Genomic DNA, 16,689 nt, shown 5'->3' on the forward strand with positions numbered 1-16,689 from the left:
GATCGAGCTCCGGAGCGAACGAAAGAGCGACGCTTGACCTTGACCCAAGGTCATGGTGCACGCTGACGTCATGAGCAAAACAAACTCCACCAATTCGAAGAAATCGGCCAACACGACTTGGACTGGCATGGTGTCGGTCGATGACACGGCTTTGGCCGTCACTGACACGGGCGGTCCCGGTATCCCCGTGCTGTACCTGAACGGCGCGTACGCCTCGAAGCGGCACTGGGGGCGCGTCATCGCCGATCTCGGACCGGCCATGCGGCACATCACGTTCGACGAACGCGCCCGCGGAAAATCGAAGCTCGCGGCCGACTACTCGTTCGAGGCCTGCATGCGAGACATCGACGCCGTCCTCGCGGCGAGGGGCGTGGACCGGGCACTCCTGGTGGGCTGGTCCTACGGAGCCCTGCTGGGAGTGCACTGGGCCAGCCGGAACCCGGACCGCTCCCTGGGCGTGGTGGGGGTCGACGGCCCGTACCCGGTCGGCTGGACCGACGAGGCCGGCCACGACGAGATCCGGAAGGTGTTCCGGCGCATGAAGCCCATGATGCCGCTGGTTCGTCCGATGGGCCTGGCGGCGCGGTTCTCCGCCGAGATGCATGCGGAACTCGCCATCGAGTCCCACCTGCTCCACGCCGCCCTCGAACCGATCCTCGACGGTATGACCGTGCCGGTCCGGTACGTCGTCGCGTCCGGTGAGGCCGTGGGCAGCCGCGACGACCTGCAGGAGCAGATGCGCAAGGCCATCGACCCCGTGCTGGCCCGCAACTCGAACCTGAAGATCAGCGCGAAGGTCGCCGGCAACCACGGGAGCATCCTGCGCAAGGACTCCCCGGCCGTCGCCACGGTCGTGCGCGAGGTCGCCGCCCTCGAGCGGAGCGGTCGTTGAGGGCATGATCGGCGGACTCACGATCGGGCAGGCGGCGGAATTCGCCGGCATCACGGTGAAGACCGTACGGCACTACCACCGGCTCGGTCTGGTCGACGAACCACGACGCGACAACTCCGGGTACCGGCGCTACGGATCGGACGAGCTGCTGCGGCTGGTCCAGGTTCGAACCTTGGCCACCGCCGGCGTCCCGCTGGCCGAGATCGGGACCATGCTCGATGCCGGCACCGAGCAGTTCGCCGCCGCACTCGCCGACGTCGAACGACGGCTGACCGATCGGATCACGGACCTGATCGCGCGTCGCGACACGCTGCACCGGCTCGCCGACGGCGACCGCGCGTTGCTGCCCGACCGCGCGTGCGCGGTGCTCGACCGGATGCGCGCTCTCGACTTCAGCCTCGACTACGTGATCGGCCAACGCGAGGGCCTCGTGCTCGCCCGGGCGCTGTTGCCGGGCGGCTTCGACGGCTTCCTGACCCAGATCGAGCTGCGGCTCGACGACCCCGGGTACGTCGAGCTGACCAAGCGCAGTTGGGAGGCCGAAAACTGGGAACCGGATGACCCGCGCATCGAGGAACTCGCGACCGCCACAGCCGACCACTACCTCGCCAACCCCGCCCTGCTGGGGGATCCCGGCATCATGCGGGCCTGGATCGACGCCTCCGCCAAGTACACGCTGATCAACAACCACGGCGAAGGCCAGGCGCCGATCTCCGCCCGGTTGACCGCGCTCACCGAGTCCAGGCTCCGCGCCGCAGGAGTCCCCGTGCCGCACGAGCGACCCGAGGTCTGACGCTCGATCGCCGGTCGAGTAGCGCCCGACGAAGGAGGACGCGTATCGAGACCCCGCACCCCCAAAATGCCGGTCGAGTAGCGCCCGACGGAGGAGGACGCGTATCGCGAGACCCCGCACCCCCAAAATGCCGGTCGAGTAGCGCCCGACGGAGGAGGACGCGTATCGAGACCCCGCACAGGTCTCGCTGCGCTCCCTACTCGACCGACGGAACGGGGTCGGAGCCGACCGCGACCGCGCGTGAGTCGTCGTTCGACCATTGGCTCCACGAGCCCGGGTAGAGCGCCGCCCCGATGCCCGCGATGGCGAGCGCCGCGACCTCGTGCGCAGCGGTCACCCCCGACCCGCAGTAGGCGGCGACGGGGGTGCCGACGGTCGCACCGACTGCAGCGAAGCGTTCGCGCAGCGCCTCGGGCGACAGGAACCGACCGTCGGCATCGAGGTTGTCGCCGCTCGGCGCGGAGTGGGCGCCCGCGATGTGCCCGGCACGGGGGTCGATCGGTTCGACCTCCCCGCGGTACCGAGGTGCGGCTCGTGCGTCGAGCAGCACGCCTTCGGCCGGGAATGCCGCGGCCGCGTCGATGTCGATCACCGGCATCGAGCCGAAGTGCGCGGTCGCGTCGCCGGGCTCGGGGGTGACGTCGCCGGTCTCGAGCGGATGCCCCGCGGCCCGCCATGCGGCGAGACCACCGTCGAGCATGCGCACATCGTGGACACGGGCGTGCCGCAGCAGCCACCATGCCCGTGCGGAGGACTGGTTGCCGACGTCGTCCATGACCACGACGGTGTCACCGTCGCGCAAGCCCCAGCGACGCATCGCGGCGGTGAACGCCGCTTCGGAGGGCAGCGGATGCCGCCCCTCCCCCGTCACCGCGTGATCAGCGAGCTCGTGATCGAGATCGACGTACACGGCGCCCGGAACGTGCCCCGCGCGGTACGCCTCCGAGCCGTCGGGCTGCGCGAGGGTCCAGCGCACGTCGAGCACGACCGTTCGCGCTCCGTCGGAGAGTCGTCGAGCGAGCGCTTCGGCGTCGATGAGAATCAGCATTCCTCCATCCAACCCTCTTCTGCGGGTTGAGCCTGTCGAAACCTCGACCCGGGAGGGTTTCGACTGCCTCAACCCGTAAACGGACGTTCTGCGCGCAACATCCGTGTCTCCGTTGCATAACGGCGGCTTGCGGATGCCTCGTCACGCACCGTATCTTCGAGGGAGTCGAAATAGTGACCGAATGGTCGGTCATGAATCATCACCCCCACTCAGCGAAGAGAACCCGTCAGGGCTCAAAGGAGAGTTCACCCATGCACCGTGTGCAACGCCGCCTACTCGTACCCGCCGCGGTCGCGGCATCCATCGCCCTCGCTTTCACCGGTTGCTCGAGCTCGAACTTCGGCGGCGGCAGCGACGAGGGTGCCTCGGAAGACGGCCCCATCAAGATCGGCGCCGTGCTCGATATCACGGGTGTCGGCGCGAACCTCGGCGTGCCCGAGCAGAACACGCTCAACATGCTCGCCGAGCAGCTCAACGAAGACGGCGGCATCAACGGCCGCGAGGTCGAGCTGATCATCAAGGACAATCAGTCCACCGAAGACGGCGCGGCCAAGGCCACGTCGCAGCTCATCGAGAACGACGACGTCGACCTCATCATCGGTTCCTCGCGCACCGGCCCGTCCCTCGCAATGCGCCCGCTCGTCGAGGCCGCCCAGGTGCCGACCATCTCGGTCGCTGCGAACGCCTCGATCGTCGACGGTTCCGAGTGGGTCTTCAAGACCGCCCAGAACGACCTCGTCGTACTCGAACGCATCCTCGACGACGCCCAGGAGAAGGGCTACACGAAGGTCGCCCTCGCACGCGACGCCACCGGCTTCGGCGAGGGCATCTCCGAGATCATCACCGAACTCGGCGAGGAGCGCGGCATCACCCTCACCGCGACCGAGTCGTTCGAGCCCAGCGCGACCGACTTCACCGCGCAGATGACGAACATCCGCAGCGCCGACACCGACGCGGTCATCATCTGGGGCATCACGCCGTCGGCCGGCCTCGCCCAGGCCGCCTACGTGCAGCTCGGCGTGAACAAGCCGGTCTACCAGTCGCACGGTGTCGCCAACGACGCGTTCTTCGAGGCCGCCGGGCCCGCAGCCGAGGGCGTCATCGCCCCCATGGGCCGTCTGCTCGTCGCCGACCAGCTCGCCGCCGACGACCCGCAGAAAGAGGTCATCGACCAGTTCATCGCGAACTACACCGAGGCCTTCGGCAGCTCGCCCTCGAGCTTCGCCGGCCACGCATACGACGCCTGGCTCGTCGGCACGGCGGCGATCGAGGCCGCAGGCACGGACCCTGAGGCCCTCCGCGACGCGATCGAGTCGACCACCGACCTCGTGGGCATCTCAGGCGTCTTCACGATGACCCCCGAGAACCACTCCGGCCTCACCGCCGACGCGCTCATCATGGCGCTCGCCGAGGGCGGCCGCTGGACCCTCTACGAAGAGTAGGCAGCACTCGTTTTGATCGATTTCCTCCAGCTGACGGTGGCAGGGCTTTCACAGGGATCTGTGTACGCCCTGCTCGCCGTCGGCCTCATCGCCACCTACACGGTGCGGCACGTCGTGAACATCGCCCAGGGCGACTACGCGACGCTGGCCGGTCTTGGCAGCATCTCGCTCGTCACGGCCGGCCTGCCGCTGCCCGTCGCCATCCTCATCGCGCTCGTCTCGGTGACCCTCGCATCAGTGCTCATCGAACGCCTCGTGATCTCACGGGTGAAGAACCTCACGACGCTCGTCTCGATCATCCTGACCCTCGGCGTCTCGACGTTGCTGCAGGCGATCATGCTCCTCATCTGGGGAGCAGAGGGTCGACGTCTGCCTGCCTTCCCCGGCAGCGACCTCGACCTCGGCGGTGTCAGCATCCGCTCGCAGGAGCTCTGGATGCTCGGTGCACTCATCGTCGTCGGCGGCGGCGTGCTGCTCTTCTACGAGAAGACCCGCTGGGGCAAGGCGCTGCGCGCGAGCGCAGAGCAGCCGGTTGCAGCACGCATCGTCGGTATCTCGCCGGCCGTGGCATCCGTCATCGCCTTCGCGATCGCCGGGTTCGTGGGCGCGACGGCGGGAGTCGTCAGCTCGCCGATCTACCTCTCGATCTGGTCGGGCGGCCTGCTGCTCGGCCTCAAGGGGTTCGTGGCGGCGGTGCTCGGCGGGCTCGTCTCGTTCCGTGCGGCGATCGTCGGCGCGCTGCTGCTCGGCATCATCGAGTCGTACGTCGCCGGCTACGTGGCATCCGGATGGAAGGACGCCGTCGCGTTCTTCATCCTCATCATCGTGCTCATCATCCGACCGGCTGGCCTCGTGCTGCGCCCGAACGCCGTGAGGGTCTGAGATGTCCTACCTGAACAAGGCCGCCCTCCGGTCGAAGACCGGATTCTGGCCCAACAACCGCGGCACGATCATCGGCGTCGCAGCGTTCGCCGTGATCATCGCCATCGTGCCGTTCACGGCGAACTCGTCGATGATGAACATCGCCGTCTTCTCGATGATCTTCGCGCTGCCCGCGATCGGCCTGTCGCTGCTCATGGGCCTCGCCGGCCAGGTGTCGCTCGGCCAGGCCGCGTTCTTCGCGATCGGCGCGTACACGCACGCGATCCTGTTGCAGAAGTTCGAGCTGCCCGGCCTCGTCGCCGCGGTGGGCGGCGTCGTCGCGGCGATGCTCGCGGCGCTCCTCGTCGGCTTGCCGATGCTGCGCCTGCGCGGCCACTACCTCGCCCTCGCGACACTCGGCCTCGGCTTCATCGTCATGATCGCCGTGCGCGAGTGGGACTTCACCGGCCGCACGACGGGCATCTACGGCTACGGGCGACCCGAGATCTTCGGCATCCCGATCGACAACAACGGCCTGTTCTTCTGGTTCGTCGCGCCGTTCGTGCTCATCGGCCTCGTGCTCGCGCTGAACCTCACCCGCTCGCGGGCAGGCCGGGCGCTCTCATCGGTCAACGACTCCGAGCTCGCGGCCGAGTCGCTCGGCGTGAACACCTACGCCCTGCGCGTGAAGGTCTTCACCCTCTCGGCGGGCTTCGCAGGGCTCGGCGGCGTGTTCTACGCCTATCAGGTGCAGATCGTCTCGCCGCAGGTCGCGGAGTTCCACGTCTCGGTCGAGCTGCTGCTGATGGTCGTCATCGGCGGCCTCGGCTCCGTGTGGGGCGCGATCGCCGGTGCGTTCATCGTCGAGTTCCTCTCCGAGGGCTTGCGCGACCTCATCCCCGCGATCATCCCGGGCGCGACGGGCGAGGTGCAGCTCATCGGCTACGGCCTCGTGCTGATCCTCGTGATCATCCTGTTGCCGGGCGGGCTCTACCAGGTCGTGAAGACCGCGTGGGCGGCGATTCGCGGGCGGAATGCGAAGCGAGCGGATGCCGCGGCGCGGCCGGTGCCAGACGGCGCCGCCGACGCGGGCGCGGGCGACGTGCCGACGCGCGCGTTCGGCGGGCTGCCGGGCGAGTCGGCGTCAGGTGCCACTGGTGCCGCTGGTGCCGCTGGTCTCGACGAGGCGAGGGATGCCGCGGCATCCGCCCCTCGCATACCGGCCGTCTCGACGCCGGTGGCGGTCGGCGAGACGATCCTCGAGGTCACGGGGCTCACGAAGCGCTACGGCGGCGTGGTCGCCGTCGACGATGTGAGCTTCACCGTGCCCGCCGGCCGCATCATGGGCCTCATCGGCCCGAACGGCGCCGGCAAGACGACGTGCTTCAACATGATCACGGGCGCGATCACCCCGACTTCGGGCACCGTGCGCTTCCTCGGCCAGGAGGTGCAGGGCAAGAAGCCGCACGTCGGCGCCGAAGCCGGCCTCACCCGCACGTTCCAGAACCTGCAGGTGTTCTCGTCGACCGATGTCGTCGGCAACGTCTACATGGGCCGGTACCGCAAGGGTCGCGCAGGCATCCTCCGCGGCATGCTCGGCCTGCAGGGCCGTGAGCAGTACGCGCACGAGGAGATCGCACGCGACATCCTCGATTCGATGCGGCTCGGCGATGTCGCAGGCCTCGCCGCGGGCGACCTTCCCTTCGGCCGCCAGCGCATGATGGAGGTGTGCCGGGCGCTCGCCGCCGAGCCCGCGTTGCTGCTGCTCGACGAGCCCATGGCCGGACTCTCGGGCAGCGAACGCGAACTGCTCGCGACGCTGCTGCGGGCGCTCCGCGACGCGGGTCTCACGATCGTGCTCGTCGAGCACGATGTGGCGCAGGTCATGGCCCTCGCCGACTCGGTCGCGGTGCTCGACGACGGCGTGCTCATCGCGCACGGCGACCCAGAGTCCGTGCGCAACGACCCCGCGGTCATCGTCGCCTACCTCGGCACCGATGCCGAAGAGGCCGAGGCCGAGCTGAAAGAGCTGGAGGAGCATTCATGACCCTCGAAGTCGCTAGCCTCGATGCTGGCTACGGAAAGCTCGCGATCCTGCACGATGTGAGCCTCGCGGTCGCGCCGGGCGAGATCGTGACGGTCGTCGGCTCGAACGGAGCGGGCAAGACGACCCTGCTGCGCGCGCTCAACGGCCTCATCAAGCCGACCGCCGGAACCGTCACCCTCGACGGGGTGAACCTCATCGGGCGGCCGACGGAGAAGATGGCGGCGCTCGGGCTCACCCATGTGCCCGAGAACCGGTTGTGCTTCCCGTCGCTCTCGGTGCGCGACAACCTCATGCTCGGCGCGTGGAGCCGCGGCGGCAAGGGCGACCTCGCTGCCGTGGTCGAGCTCTTCCCTCGGCTGCAGCCGCGCCTCGGCCAGGCGGCAGGCACGCTCTCGGGCGGCGAGCAGCAGATGGTGGCGATCGGCCGCGGCCTCATGGCTTCACCCAAGGCGATTCTGCTCGACGAGCCCTCGATCGGGCTCGCCCCGAAGGTCGTCGCCGAGATCATGAAGGTACTCACCGAGCTGCGCGGCCGGGGCATGGCCGTGCTCCTCGTCGAGCAGAACGTGCGCGCCTCATTCGGCATCGCCGACCGTGCGGTCGTCATGCAACGCGGCCGGGTCGTGCTCGAGGGCACGCCTGCCGAGCTCGTCGAGCTGCCCGAGGTGCGCAACGCGTACCTCGGGGGTGCGGCGGCCTGACCACCGGCTCAGGGCAGTGACGGATGCCGCGGGAGAGTCCCGCCCGCGGCGTCCGCTCGATGCAACACTCGCTCGCACGGGCCTACTCGTCGGCGGCCATCGCCAAGGCGAACTCACTGAATCCGGGGATCGTGAAGGAGAGATGCCCGTGCTTGTTCGAGTCGACGATGCCCTTGTCGAGAATCCGTTGGCGGGGGACGGAGATCGCTTGCGTGTCGCTCTTCATCTTGTCGGCAAGGTCGGATCGCTTGACGTTCTCGCCCCCGAGCTCGGCGATCGCGATGAGCATCTGGCGCTGCTTCGGAGAGGCGTTGCTCCACCTGGCACGGAAGAGCGCATCCATCTGCTTGTCCACCCTGTCTCGACCATTCAGCACGTCGTCCTTCGTGATGACATGCTCGGGCTCGAGGCCATCACCGCCGACCCGGTCAGATCCAGCCCGCCAAGCTGAGTCGCCGATCAACTGGACTTTGTACGGGTAGCCTTCCGCCTCCTCGACAGCCAAGCGCAGTGCATCCTTCGCCCATGTCACACCCTGACTGCGTGCCGGCTCGATGAGGGCTTCGCTCACGCTGCCGTCGTCGAGGCCTGGGAGTGGCTCGAACTCGAACCGCTCGCTGAAGCTCACGGCCTTGTTGATGTGTGCCGAGGCACCGGGCAGCCCGACGGCGAACAGTGCCGCGCGAGGCTGGACCGTGCTGCTGGCCATCTCCTGCCATGCGTACGAGATGGTGCGAAGGCTCGCCTGGTCGGCTTCTTGGATCTCGTCGATCAGGATCACCAGCCCGGAGTCACCGTCGGACTCCGCAGCTTTCAGCACGAATTCGAGAGCTTCGATCAGCTTCTTCGCGGACGCGACCGCGATCTGAGACTTGCCCGACTTCACGGTGGCGGCGATATGGCCCACGGCTGGCACTCCGACCTCGAGGGAGATCTCCTGGATCCGTTTCCGGGCGGCTTGTTGGATCTTGCCGGTGATTCCCACTTGCTTGGCGAGCTCGCTGAGGAGTGAACGCAAGAGGGACTCGTTGCTGTCTGCAGTGATCCACACGCTTCGGATGTGCTGCGACGAGAAGATTCGCTCGCCCTCGCGGAGCAGGGAGGTCTTGCCGATGCCGCGAGGGCCGTGGTCGACGTGGATGCGGGGGACGAACTGATCCAGCTGGGACATCCGCTGCGCAGCTTCCCGGAAGCCGCTCAGCTTGGCCGTTCGGCCTGGCACAGTCGGTGAGACGGTGCCCGGCGTGTACGGACTGTATGCCACGGTCACTCCTATCGATGTTATACCTTGGCGAAAGTATAACGTCGATGGCGGGCCGCCTTCCCAAGCGCATCATCGACTCTCGCCCCGAGTAGAAACGAGTTCGTGCGCTCGTTACCCGCGCAGCCTGCGCTTCTGCACCTCGGGCACCGTCAGCTCGGGCACCGCGCGCAGCATGAACCGGTCGAAGTCGGGCACCGTGAACGCGGCGTAGCCGTGCTCGGGCGTGTAGAGCAGGCCCATGTCGATGAGCTCTGCGCGAGTCGGGCCGACCTGCGTCGATTCGCGCCCCATGACCCTCGCGACATCCGATGCCTTCTGCGGCTCTGAACCCAGCTCCGCCATCGCGCGCATGTACGCCGTCTGCAGCGGAGTCGCCCGATCGAGTCGCACCCTGAAGAACGATCCGTCGAGCTTCGCCTCGTAGGCGTCTTTCGCGATCTCGACGTCGTCGCGGTGCACGCGCCCGTCGGCGGCGACACCCCAGACCTGATAGCCGAGCTCCTGGATGAAATAGGGATAGCCCTGCGTGATCTCGATGGCGAGGTCGACGGCGTCGGCGTCGTAGACGACGCCCTCGACGAGAGCGGGCTCAACGAGTGCCGTGCGAGCGTCGTCGCCCGTGAGCGACCCGATGCGGGGGAACTTGAACAAGCGCTCGGCGTATGACTTCGCGTCACCGGCGAGCTCGGCGATTTGCGGCAGGCCCGCCCCGACGAACGTGATCGGGAGCTTGCGCTGCACGGTCTTGTGCACGGCCTGGATCAGCGCTTCGAGCTGCGAGCGCCCGAGGAACTGCACTTCGTCGATGAGCAGCGCGACGCCGCGGCCCTGCTCAGCGGCCGCTTCCCCGAGTGCGACGAAGACGTCGGTGAGATCCATCGACAGATCGCCGTGATCGCCCAGGCCCTCAGCGGGCGGGATATCCCACGACACGCTGAACGCGCCCTGCTGGTCGACGGAGACCGCGAAGGCGCTCAGCACCTCGGCGGCGCGTCGGCCCCGCTCGGTCCACCGAGCACGCGGCGAGAGGCGCAGGAGGGCGGCCTTCAGCTGCGAGAACATCGATTGCCGGAAACGAGCGTCGTCGTGCTTCGACGCCTCGATCTCGACGACTTCCCAGTGCGCCGCGCTCGCGATGTCCATGAACTCGCCGAGCAAGACGGTCTTGCCGACGCCGCGCAACCCCGTGATGATCATGGACTGCTCGGTTCGCCCACGTTCCAGCCGGCGCAGGAGCACCCGGAACGCGTCGAGTTGATCGTCTCGGCCGACGACGATCTCGGGGGCAGCACCGGCATTCGGCGTGTAGGGGTTGCAGATGCTGTCCATGACCCAGATCTTAGAACCTTTACCAAACTTTATCGAGGACTCATAAAACCAGCTAAAGAGTCATCAGCCTGTAGATAGAATGGCAGCACGGTGCGAGCGCGAGGAGGGTGAATTGATCGCCAGCCTCGCTGCCTTCGCGGCCGTCGCGCTCGTCACGCCCTTGCTCACGCGCTGGCTCGGCCGGCGCATCTTCGCGATCATCGCCCTGCTGCCCGCGGCGGTCTTCGTGCTGCTCCTCACGTGGCTGCCCGGCGTACTCGCGGGCACGCCCGTCGTCGAGATCGTGCCGTGGATCCCCGCCCTCGACATCGCGCTCAGCTTCCGGCTCGACGCACTCGCACTCCTCCTCGCGCTCATCGTCACGGGCGTCGGCGCCCTCGTGCTGCTCTACTGCATGCACTACTTCACCGACGACGAGCCGGCACTCGGGCGCTTCGCGGCCCTCCTCCTCGCCTTCGCCGGCGTCATGTTCGGTCTCGTCGCGGCCGATGACGTGTTCATCCTGTTCACGTTCTGGGAAGCCACGAGCGTGCTCTCCTACCTCCTCATCGGCCACTACACAGGCCGAAAAGAGAGCCGCGGTGCCGCGCTGCAGGCGCTCACCGTCACGACGTTCGGCGGGCTCGCGATGCTCGTCGGCCTCGTCATCCTCGCCGTCGACGGTGGCACGACCTCGCTCGCCGAGCTCGTCGCCCACCCCGTCACTGGCGCAGCAGGCGAGTGGGCGATCGCCCTCGTGCTCCTCGGCGCGATCTCCAAGAGCGCGCTCGTGCCGTTCCACTTCTGGCTGCCCGCCGCGATGGCCGCCCCCACGCCCGTCAGCGCATACCTGCACGCCGCCGCGATGGTGAAGGCCGGCGTCTACCTCGTCGCACGCCTCGCGCCCGGTTATGCAGACCTCGAGGTCTGGCATCCGATCGTCATCGGACTCGGTGCGCTCACCATGCTCGTCGGCGGTTGGCGAGCCCTCCGCCAGTACGACCTGAAACTGCTGCTCGCCTACGGCACGGTGAGCCAGCTCGGCTTCCTCATCATGGTCACGGGATTCGGCACCCGCGACGCAGCGCTCGCCGGCGTCGCCCTGCTCCTCGCACACGCGCTCTTCAAGGCGACCCTGTTCCTCGTCGTCGGCATCGTCGACCACGCGGCGGGCACGCGCGACTGGCGCAAGCTCTCGGGGCTCGGCCGTCGCATGCCGGTCATCGCGACGATCGCGTTCATCGCGGCCGCGTCGATGGCCGGAGTGCCGCCGCTGCTCGGCTTCGTTGCGAAAGAGGCCGTGTTCACCTCGTTCCTCGATTCCGTCGTCGCAGGCGACCCATGGGCGTGGATCGCGCTCGTCGGCGCCTTCGTCGGGTCGGTGCTGACGGTCGCCTACACGGTGCGTTTCATCTGGGGCGCCTTCTTCACCAAGACGGATGTCGCAGCGACACCACTGCACGCCGAGAGCCGTGCCATCAACGTGGCACCCGGCATCCTCGCGGCGGCGAGCGTCGTAGCGGCATTCGCCATTCCGTTCATCGAGCCGCTGCTCGCGGGCTACGCCGATGAGCTGCCCGGTGGTCAGGAGTACCACCTCGCACTCTGGCACGGCTTCGAACCGGCCCTCGCGATCTCGGCCGTCGTGTTCGCGCTCGGCGCCCTGCTCGTCTGGGGCAGGCAGCGGGTCGCGCGCGTGCAGGCGTCGGTGGCGCCGATGCTCGACTCGGCGCGCGGTTATCTCGGCATCGTGTCGGTCGTCGACCGCGTTGCGGCATCGATCACGACGGCCATCCAGCATCGAGGACTCCCGGGTTACCTCGCGATCATCATCGTGGTCTTCATCGGCGGCCTCGGCACTGTGTCGATCCTGAACACCTCGTGGCCCGATGACATCCGTCTTTGGGACTATCCGGCGCAGCCGTTCCTCGCCCTCGTCATGGGCATCGCCGCTGTCGCCGCCGCCACGGTGCGCCAGCGGGTCACCGCGGTGCTGCTCGTGAGCGTCACCGGCTACGGCCTCGTGCTGCTCTTCGGCATGGCGGGAGCACCCGACCTCGCGCTCACGCAGGCGCTCGTCGAAACCATCGTGCTCGTGGTCTTCGTGCTCGTGCTGAGGCGCCTGCCGAAGCAGATCGCGCAGCGCAACCCTCCGGTGCACAAGCTGGCACGCGGCATCATCGGAGCCCTCGCCGGCACCGTCATGGGCGTGCTCGGACTCGTCGCCCTCGGCGCGCGCATCCGACCGACGATCGCCGATGGCCTGCCCGCCCTGGCGCTCGAAGCCCACGGCACGAACATCGTGAACGTCATGCTCGTCGACGTCCGCGCGTGGGACACCCTCGGCGAGATCTCGGTGCTCGTCGCGGTCGCGACGGGTGTCGCGAGCCTGATCTTCGTGTCTGGTCGCACGGGCGGCGCCCCGCGCCTCGACGCGGGCGACGAGGGCGTGAACCGCCGCGACCGGCTGCGCCCGGTGCCCGAGCCCGCATGGTCGATCCGCGCCCCCCGCACGAGCCTCGCCGACACCGAAGGCGAGACGGATGCCGCGAGCGAGGCCGCCGAGACGAGGCAGACGTGGCTGCTGGCGGGTCGCACGATCTCGCCGCGCAACCGCTCGATCCTCATCGAGGTGCTCGTGCGGCTCCTCTTCCACCCGGCGATCATCGTGTCGGTCTTCCTCCTCTTCGTCGGGCACAACGCCCCGGGCGGCGGCTTCGCCGGCGGGCTGCTCGCGGGCCTCGCCCTCGTCGCGCGCTACCTCGCGGGCGGGCGCTACGAGCTCGGCGAAGCGGCCCCGGTCGACGCGGGGCGCCTGCTCGGCACAGGGCTGTTGCTCGCCGCCGGCACCGCCGCGGGATCCCTGCTCTTCGGCGGCCCGGTGTTCGAATCCGCCTGGTTCGAGACCGCGGTGCCGTTGCTCGGCACGATCTCGATCGGCACCTCGACGCTCTTCGACATCGGCGTGTACCTCGTGGTCGTCGGGCTCGTGCTCGACATCCTGCGATCGCTCGGCGGTGAGGTCGACCGTCAAGAGGAGCGTCAGTCAGACGACGACAGCGGATTCACGACGGGCGACGGCGACGACTCAGCTGGGCACAACGAAGGACAGGAGTTCGCCGACGGCGCCGAGTACGACGAGGATTCCGTCGGTCGAGTGGGCGCGCCGGCGCCGAATCGAGACTCAACGGGGGGTCTCGATACGCGGCCTCCTGCGTCGGTCGGTCCTCGACCAACGGAAGCGGGTCTCGATACGCGACCAACTGAAGAGGGGCGCCGCACATGACCGCATCCCTCACGCTCGTCGTGCTCATGGCCGTACTCTTCGGCGCGGGCGTCTCGATCATGCTCGAACGCAGCCTCACGCGAGTGCTCATCGGGTTCCTGCTCGTCGGCAACGCCGTGAACATCTTGATCTTCCTCATGAGCGGGGCGCCGGGGCTCGCGCCCATCCTCGGCGAGGGCGTCGATGCCGACGAGATCTCCGATCCGCTCCCCCAGGCGTTCGTGCTCACGGCGATCGTCATCAACCTCGGCATCACGGCGTTCATGCTCGCGCTGATCTACCGCTCGTGGTGGCTCGCCCAGCTCGGCGCGAAGGGCGACCTCGTCGACGATGACGCCGACGTCGCCGAAGACGCCGAAGAGACGGCCGACCTCATCCGCAGCTCCGCGGCCGACGACCGGGCGATCCAAGACCTCATCGACGCGAGCGACGAAGAGCCCGATGAAGGGCTCGACGATGAGCTCGAGCTCGAGGCATCCGCTCGCGACGATCTCGATGGTGGCGGTCTCGATACGCCTCCTTCGTCGGCTACTCGACCAACGGACCCGGGGGCCAAGCCGTGACCGCCGTACTCGTACCCCTCGTCGTGCTGCTTCCCCTGCTCGGGGCGGCCACAGCGCTGATTCTCGGTCGTCACCGCCGCGCGCAGATGGCCGTGAGCCTCGGCGTGCTCGCCGCGGTCACCGTGATCGCCGCGGTGCTGCTCGTCGCGGTCGACACGACCGGACCGGCCGTCGTCTACATCGGCGGGTGGGATGCCCCGTGGGGCATCACCCTCGTCGTCGACCGACTCTCGGCGATCATGCTCGTGATTTCGGCGATCATGCTGCTCGTCGTGCTCGTGTACTCAGTGGGGCAGGGCATCGCCGACCAGCATCGCGAGACGCCGGTGTCGATCTTCCACCCGAGCTACCTGATCCTGTCGGCGGGCGTCTTCAACGCGTTCATCGCGGGCGACCTCTTCAACCTCTACGTCGGCTTCGAGATCTTGCTGTCGGCGAGTTACGTGCTGCTCACCCTCGGCGGCACCGGCGAGCGCATCCGAGCGGGCGTCACGTACATCATCGTGAGCCTCGTCTCGTCACTCTTCTTCCTGAGCGCGATCGCGCTCATCTACGGCGCGACGGGCACAGTGAACATCGCCCAGCTCTCGGTGCGCCTCGCCGAGCTGCCCGGCGACGTGCAGCTCATGCTGCACCTGCTCCTGCTCATCGCCTTCGGCATCAAGGCGGCGGTCTTCCCGCTGTCGTTCTGGCTGCCCGACTCATACCCGACGGCGCCCGCACCCGTCACTGCGGTGTTCGCGGGCTTGCTGACGAAGGTCGGCGTGTACGCGATCATCCGCACGGAGACGGTGATGTTCGTCGAGACCGATGTGACGGTGCTGCTCATGGTGGTCGGCGGTCTCACCATGCTCATCGGCATCCTCGGCGCGCTCACGCAAGCCGACATCAAGCGATTGCTCTCGTTCACGCTCGTGAGCCATATCGGGTACATGATCTTCGGCATCGCCCTCGCGAGTCAGCTCGGTCTCGCTGCGACGATCTACTACGTCGTGCACCACATCACGGTGCAGACGACCCTGTTCCTCACGACGGGTCTCATCGAGCGCTTCGGCGGTGCAACGTCGATCAACCGGCTCGCCGGGCTGCTCAAGGCCTCGCCGCTCCTCGGCGTGCTGTTCTTCATTCCCGCGCTGAACCTCGGCGGCATTCCGCCGTTCTCCGGGTTCCTCGGCAAGACCGGACTGTTCCTCGCGGGCGCCGAAGGCGCCGCCGTCGACCCGGGCATGGCGTGGCTCATCTGGGTGGTCATCGGGGTCGGCGCCCTCACCTCGCTCATCACGCTCTACGCCCTGACACGCTTCTGGAACATGGCGTTCTGGCGTCGGCGCTCCGAGCTCGACGGGTACGAGTCGGTGCTGCTCGGCTCGGTGCTCGAGGCGCCCGAGGGAGCAACGGTCACCGCGACCCGCACCACGCCCGTGCTCATGGTGGTCGCAACGAGCGCTCTCGTGATGGTCACGATCTGCCTCACCGTCTTCGCCGGCCCGATGTTCGACCTCGCCGGGCGCGCGGCCGCCGACCTCCTCGACCCCGCCGCGTACATCTCCCTCGTGTTCCCCGGAGGCATCCGATGACGCATTCAGCAGCGGATGTCTCGCGCTGGCGTTCCGTCTGGCGCCAGCTGCCGCTCCTCGTCGCCCTCGTGCTCGTGTGGGTGTTCCTCTGGGACCAGGTCACCGTGCTCACGGTGGTCACGGGGGTGCTGCTCGCGATCGGGGTGACCCGCGTGCTGTACCTGCCGCCGGTGCTGCTCAGTGGTCGCTTCAACGTGTGGCGCGGCCTGCTGCTCGGTCTGCGCATGATGTACGACGTCTCGAGTGCCTCACTGCAGGTCGCATGGCTGGCGCTGGATCCGCGGTGGAAGCCGCTGAACTCGATCATCGCCGTGCAGCTGCTCACCCGTTCCGACCTCGTGACCACGCTCACGGCCGAGGCGATCTCGGTCGTGCCGGGCACCGTCGTCGTCGATATCGACCGCGAGCGGGGGCTGCTGTACCTGCACGCCCTCGGCACTCGCACGGTCGCCGACATCGATCGGGTGCGCAGCGCTGTGCTCGGCACGGAGGAGCGCATCGTGCTCGCCATCGGCACACGTGCGCAGGCGGCATCCGTTCACGCTGCCCGTCGTGAGCGTCGCGAGCAGGCCGCACGAACGAAGGGAGCAGGCACATGACCTTCCTCGAGATCGTCAGCATCATCGCCGGAGTCATGTTCGGCATCGGCGCGATCGCCTCGATCTACCGCATCATCAAGGGGCCGTCGATCCTCGACCGTGCGCTCGCGACCGACGTGCTGCTCGCCATCGCGATCTGCGCGCTCGGCGCCGAGATGGCGCTCAACAAGCACACCGACACTCTCGTGGTCATGCTCGTGCTCGCGATGTTCGCGGTCGTCGGTTCGATCTCGATCGCACGGTTCATGGCGAAGCAGGATGCCTCATGAGCACCGCCGAGATCCGCCTCACGTCACTGCCTGCTCATG

Annotated in this window: 14 protein-coding genes; 11 read left to right on the plus strand and 3 right to left on the minus strand. The window is 68.1% G+C overall.

Annotated elements, in window-relative coordinates; translation table 11 throughout:
- Positions 1–70: 70 nt before the first annotated feature.
- Together AC1C2T_RS01155 and AC1C2T_RS01160 are read left to right on the plus strand one after the other, a co-directional pair.
- Positions 71–892 (plus strand): alpha/beta fold hydrolase, encoded by an 822-nt coding sequence (locus tag AC1C2T_RS01155; RefSeq protein ID WP_495383941.1) that lies wholly within the window; start codon positions 71–73, stop codon positions 890–892.
- Positions 893–896: 4 nt separating this feature from the next.
- Entirely contained in the window at positions 897–1,685 is a 789-nt protein-coding gene (locus tag AC1C2T_RS01160) for a MerR family transcriptional regulator (protein ID WP_495383942.1), read from the plus strand.
- A 196-nt stretch (positions 1,686–1,881) separates the two neighbouring features.
- On the opposite strand, the gene AC1C2T_RS01165 is transcribed toward AC1C2T_RS01160, so the two are convergent.
- Positions 1,882–2,733: a sulfurtransferase gene (locus tag AC1C2T_RS01165; RefSeq protein WP_495363178.1), complete on the minus strand. Its 852-nt coding sequence runs from the start codon at positions 2,731–2,733 to the stop codon at positions 1,882–1,884.
- Between the two features lie 251 nt (positions 2,734–2,984).
- On the opposite strand from AC1C2T_RS01165, the gene AC1C2T_RS01170 reads away from it, so the two are divergent.
- Genes AC1C2T_RS01170 through AC1C2T_RS01185 form a run of 4 tightly spaced genes read left to right on the plus strand, consistent with a single transcriptional unit; the run spans position 2,985 to position 7,784 of the window.
- Positions 2,985–4,175, plus strand: coding sequence for an ABC transporter substrate-binding protein (locus AC1C2T_RS01170; protein ID WP_495383943.1), 1,191 nt, complete (start codon positions 2,985–2,987; stop codon positions 4,173–4,175).
- Between the two features lie 36 nt (positions 4,176–4,211).
- Entirely contained in the window at positions 4,212–5,057 is an 846-nt protein-coding gene (locus tag AC1C2T_RS01175; protein ID WP_495363282.1) for a branched-chain amino acid ABC transporter permease, read from the plus strand.
- A 1-nt stretch (position 5,058) separates the two neighbouring features.
- A complete protein-coding gene (locus AC1C2T_RS01180; RefSeq protein ID WP_495383944.1) occupies positions 5,059–7,083 on the plus strand; it encodes a branched-chain amino acid ABC transporter ATP-binding protein/permease in 2,025 nt (674 codons plus the stop codon).
- Positions 7,080–7,784, plus strand: a complete 705-nt coding sequence (locus AC1C2T_RS01185) for an ABC transporter ATP-binding protein (RefSeq protein ID WP_495383945.1) — start codon at positions 7,080–7,082, stop codon at positions 7,782–7,784. The genes AC1C2T_RS01180 and AC1C2T_RS01185 overlap by 4 nt, the downstream gene beginning before the upstream one ends.
- An 82-nt stretch (positions 7,785–7,866) precedes the next feature.
- Here the strand turns inward: AC1C2T_RS01185 and AC1C2T_RS01190 are convergent, their stop codons facing one another.
- A complete protein-coding gene (locus AC1C2T_RS01190) occupies positions 7,867–9,048 on the minus strand; it encodes a DUF8462 domain-containing protein (protein WP_495383946.1) in 1,182 nt (393 codons plus the stop codon).
- Between the two features lie 111 nt (positions 9,049–9,159).
- Positions 9,160–10,377 (minus strand): ATP-binding protein, encoded by a 1,218-nt coding sequence (locus AC1C2T_RS01195; protein ID WP_495363174.1) that lies wholly within the window; start codon positions 10,375–10,377, stop codon positions 9,160–9,162.
- A gap of 112 nt (positions 10,378–10,489) precedes the next feature.
- Here AC1C2T_RS01195 and AC1C2T_RS01200 point away from each other — a divergent pair, with 112 nt between their 5' ends.
- The 5 genes from AC1C2T_RS01200 to AC1C2T_RS01220 are packed head-to-tail and all read left to right on the plus strand — an operon-like array spanning position 10,490 to position 16,650.
- Complete coding sequence (locus tag AC1C2T_RS01200) at positions 10,490–13,642, plus strand: Na+/H+ antiporter subunit A (RefSeq protein ID WP_495383947.1); 3,153 nt, start codon at positions 10,490–10,492, stop codon at positions 13,640–13,642.
- Positions 13,639–14,205, plus strand: a complete 567-nt coding sequence (locus tag AC1C2T_RS01205; RefSeq protein WP_495383948.1) for a Na(+)/H(+) antiporter subunit C — start codon at positions 13,639–13,641, stop codon at positions 14,203–14,205. Before AC1C2T_RS01200 ends, AC1C2T_RS01205 begins: the two co-directional genes overlap by 4 nt.
- A complete protein-coding gene (locus AC1C2T_RS01210) occupies positions 14,202–15,782 on the plus strand; it encodes a Na+/H+ antiporter subunit D (protein ID WP_495383949.1) in 1,581 nt (526 codons plus the stop codon). The genes AC1C2T_RS01205 and AC1C2T_RS01210 overlap by 4 nt, the downstream gene beginning before the upstream one ends.
- Positions 15,779–16,381, plus strand: coding sequence for a Na+/H+ antiporter subunit E (locus tag AC1C2T_RS01215; protein WP_495363170.1), 603 nt, complete (start codon positions 15,779–15,781; stop codon positions 16,379–16,381). Before AC1C2T_RS01210 ends, AC1C2T_RS01215 begins: the two co-directional genes overlap by 4 nt.
- The gene (locus tag AC1C2T_RS01220; protein ID WP_495363169.1) at positions 16,378–16,650 is read left to right on the plus strand and encodes a monovalent cation/H+ antiporter complex subunit F; all 273 of its coding nucleotides are present in this window, start codon (positions 16,378–16,380) and stop codon (positions 16,648–16,650) included. Before AC1C2T_RS01215 ends, AC1C2T_RS01220 begins: the two co-directional genes overlap by 4 nt.
- Positions 16,651–16,689: the final 39 nt, after the last annotated feature.

It is taken from the genome of Agromyces sp. Y558 (assembly GCF_059445415.1).